2 protein-coding genes are annotated in these 3,580 nt (G+C 66.2%); both read right to left on the bottom strand.

Translation table 11 applies throughout. The features are described 5' to 3' along the window. Window positions 1–95: 95 nt before the first annotated feature. Window positions 96–2,591, bottom strand: coding sequence for a mannose-1-phosphate guanyltransferase (locus IG02_RS0135250; RefSeq protein WP_030757644.1), 2,496 nt, complete (start codon window positions 2,589–2,591; stop codon window positions 96–98). A 115-nt stretch (window positions 2,592–2,706) separates the two neighbouring features. Beyond that, window positions 2,707–3,315 carry a CDP-alcohol phosphatidyltransferase family protein gene (locus IG02_RS0135245; protein WP_030757640.1) on the bottom strand — a complete coding sequence of 203 codons (609 nt, stop codon included), beginning with the start codon at window positions 3,313–3,315 and terminating at the stop codon, window positions 2,707–2,709. Window positions 3,316–3,580 lie beyond the last annotated feature (265 nt).

The raw sequence follows: 3,580 nt of genomic DNA, 5'->3' as shown, positions 1-3,580 counted from the left end.
ACGACTCCGACAACGCAGCAGGGGGCACCTCCCAGCGGTAGCTGGGGGAGTGCGTGCCAGGCGTCGCGAGCCAGGCGGGACTTTCGAAACACGCCCTAGTGCCCCGCGCCGTCGACCACGGACGACCACTCGTCGAGCAGGGCCTGGGCCGACGCGTCGTCGGGGCCCTCCGCCCACAGATGGGTGACGGCTTCCGCCGGATCGGGCAGCACCATCACCCAGCGACCGTCCGCCTCGACCACCCGTACACCGTCGGTCGTGTCCACCTGCCGGTCCCCGGCCGCTTCCACGACGCTCCTCATCACCTGCCCCTTGACGGCCCACGGTGTGGCCAGGTCCCGGCGCAGTACGTGCGCGCGCGGGATACGGGCGTCGATCTGGGACAGTGTGAGCTGAGTGCGCGCCACCAGGCCGATCAGCCGGACGAAGGCCGCCGTCCCGTCGAAGACGCTGCTGAACTCCGGGACGATGAAGGCCCCGCGCCCGTCGCCGCCGAAGATCGTGGACTCCTCCCGGCCCACCCGGGTCAGATCGTCGGGGGAGGTGGTCGTCCACTCCACCTGAGTGCCGTGGTACGCGGCGACCTGTTCGGCGATCCTGGTGGTCGTCACCGGCAGGGCGACCCGGCCGCTGCGCCGCTCGGCCGCGACCAGGTCCAGCAGCACCAGCAGGGCCCGGTCGTCCTCGATGATCCGCCCCTTCTCGTCGACCAGCGACAGCCGCTCGCCCACCGGGTCGAACCGGACACCGAACGCGGCCCGGGCCGAGGCGACGATCTCGCCGAGCCGAACCATGCCCGAACGGCGTGACTGAGCCGTCTCCGTGGGCCGGGACTCGTCCAGGCCGGGGTTGATGGTCAGCGAGTCGACACCGAGCCGGCCGAGCAGGCTGGGCAGGACCAGGCCGGCGCTGCCGTTGGACGCGTCGACCACGACCTTGAGTCCGGCCTCCGAGATCCCCGTGGTGTTGACGTTGCGCAGCAGCGAACCGGTGTACGAATCGAAGACGCTGGCCGGGAAGTGCAGATCCCCGACCTCTCCTGGGAAGGCACGGCGGTACTCCTGCCGCGCGTAGACCCGGTCCAGCTTGCGCTGGCCCGCCTGGGACAGATCGGCGCCCCGCTCGTCGAAGAACATGATGTCGACCGAGTCCGGCACACCGGGAGAGGTCCGGATCATGATCCCGCCCGCGCTCCCCCGCGCCGTCTGCTGCCTCGCGACGGGCAGCGGCACGTTCTCCAGGTCCCGCACGTCGATCGCGCTGGACTGGAGCGAGGAGATCACGGCCCGTTTGAGCGCCCGGGCGCCCCGCGAGTGGTCACGCGCCGTGGTGACGGTGGATCCCTTCTTCAACGTGGTGGCATAGGCGCCGGCCAGCCGTACCGCCACCTCCGGCGTGATCTCGACGTTCAGCACCCCGGACACGCCTCGCGCACCGAACAGATGCGCCTGGCCGCGGGCCTCCCAGATCACCGAGGTGTTGACGAACGCGCCGGCCTCCACCGTCTTGAACGGATAGACCCGCACATTGCCCTGGATGATCGATTCCTCACCGATCAGGCACTCGTCGCCGATGACGGCGCCGTCCTCGATGCGGGACGCCCGCATGATGTCGGTGTTCTTGCCGATCACACAGCCCCGCAAATTGCTGTGCTGGCCGATGTAAACGTTGTCGTGGACCACGGCTTTGTGGAGGAACGCGCCTGTCTTGACGACCACGTTGGAGCCGATGACGGTGTGCTCGCGAATCTCCGCGTCGGCTTCGACCTTCGCGTAGTCCCCGACGTACAGCGGCCCGCGCAGAACGGCGTCCGGATGCACCTCCGCCCCTTCGGCAACCCACACTCCGGGCGAGATCTCGAATCCGTCGATGTCGACGTCGACCTTGCCTTCGAGCACGTCGGCCTGGGCCTTCACATAGCTCTCGTGCGTGCCGACGTCCTCCCAGTACCCCTCGGCGACATAACCGTAGATCGGCTTGCCTTCCTTCATGAGCTGGGGGAAGACGTCGCCGGACCAGTCCACCGAGACATCGGCCTCGACATAGTCGAAGACCTCGGGCTCCATCACATAGATGCCGGTGTTCACGGTGTCCGAGAAGACCTGGCCCCAGGTGGGCTTCTCCAGGAAGCGTTCGACCTTCCCCTCCTCGTCCACGATGGTGATGCCGAACTCCAGCGGGTTCGGCACCCGGGTCAGGCACACCGTCACCAGCGCGCCCTTCTCCTTGTGGAAAGCGATGAGGTCGGTCAGGTCGAAGTCGGTGAGAGCATCGCCGGAAATGACCAGAAAGGCATCGTCCTTCAGGGCCTCTTCGGCGTTCTTCACACTCCCCGCCGTGCCGAGCGGCTTCTCCTCGTTGGCATAGCTGAGATCCATGCCGAGTTCTTCGCCGTCACCGAAGTAGTTCTTGACGAGGGAGGCGAGGAATTGCACGGTGACAACGGTCTCGTTGAGCCCATGTCGCTTGAGCAACCGCAGCACATGCTCCATGATCGGTCGATTGGCGACCGGAAGGAGCGGCTTGGGCATGCTTGAGGTCATGGGACGAAGTCGAGTACCTTCGCCACCGGCCATCACGACGGCCTTCATGTCGGAAGCGTCCTCCTTGAAGAGACGGTCTCGCCGAATTCACCCGTCCGGACAGCAGCCCACCATGCCGTCAAGTGTGACCCCACGCACACTCCGCGAAATCACTGAGACGAGCTCAACCGGCCACGGTGTCCGCTTTGACGAGACGGCGGACCTGGACCACATACAGGATCCCTGCCCACCAATAGAGAGTTGTACCCCATCCTGCGAACGCCCATCCGAAAACTTCGGCGAGTGACGCAAGCCAACCACTTCCGTCACTGAGGAGCAGGAGCGGGAAGGCATACATCAAGCTGAAGGTAGCCGCCTTCCCCAGGAAGCTCACCTGGAGAGGCGGATAGTCGTGCCGGCGGAGGATTCCCATCATGACGAGCAGGATGAGATCGCGGCTGAGCAGGGCCACCGTGAGCCACAGGGGCAGGATCTCGCGCCATGTGAGGCCGACCAGGGTGGAAATGATGTACAGCCGGTCCGCGGCCGGGTCCAGCAGCCTCCCCAGGCTGCTGATCTGGTTCCACTTGCGGGCAAGCTTGCCGTCGAGATAGTCGCTGATCCCACTCAGAGCCAGCACCAGCAGGGCCCAGCCGTCGCTGTTGGGCCCGCCGAACTCGGGGCGGAGGATCAGCCACAAGAAGAGCGGAACGCCGACGAGTCGGGCCATGCTGAGGACGTTGGGGATGGTGAGCACCCGGTGCGTCTGAACGCGAGTCTCCTGGACCTCCACCCGGGGGCCTCCTGTGTGGAACGTGCCAACGATGCCTCATGACTTTACCCTCAGCACCGGGCGTCCGGCGCTTGGGGGGGTAACCGGACATACATGGAACTGTGGGCATACAGGAAACGGGAGTCGGCCGACCTGCGGGGCCGGGACGCGCGGGCGGAAATGCCGGCCGTCCTGTAAACGCAGGTATGCCCCGCACCGAAGAAACCACAGGCTCCTTCAACACGGGGCATACCCACAACAATTGTTCGGCGGCGTCCTACTCTCC

This window comes from Streptomyces sp. NRRL F-5135, assembly GCF_000719775.1.
Classification (GTDB): domain Bacteria; phylum Actinomycetota; class Actinomycetes; order Streptomycetales; family Streptomycetaceae; genus Streptomyces; species Streptomyces hebeiensis.
This window is presented reverse-complemented; position numbering and strand designations above follow the sequence as displayed.

Excerpts from the sequence above, each read along its gene's own strand:
- IG02_RS0135250 (WP_030757644.1), bottom strand. The coding sequence starts at position 2,591 with ATGAAGGCCGTCGTGATGGCCGGTGGCGAAGGTACTCGACTTCGTCCC.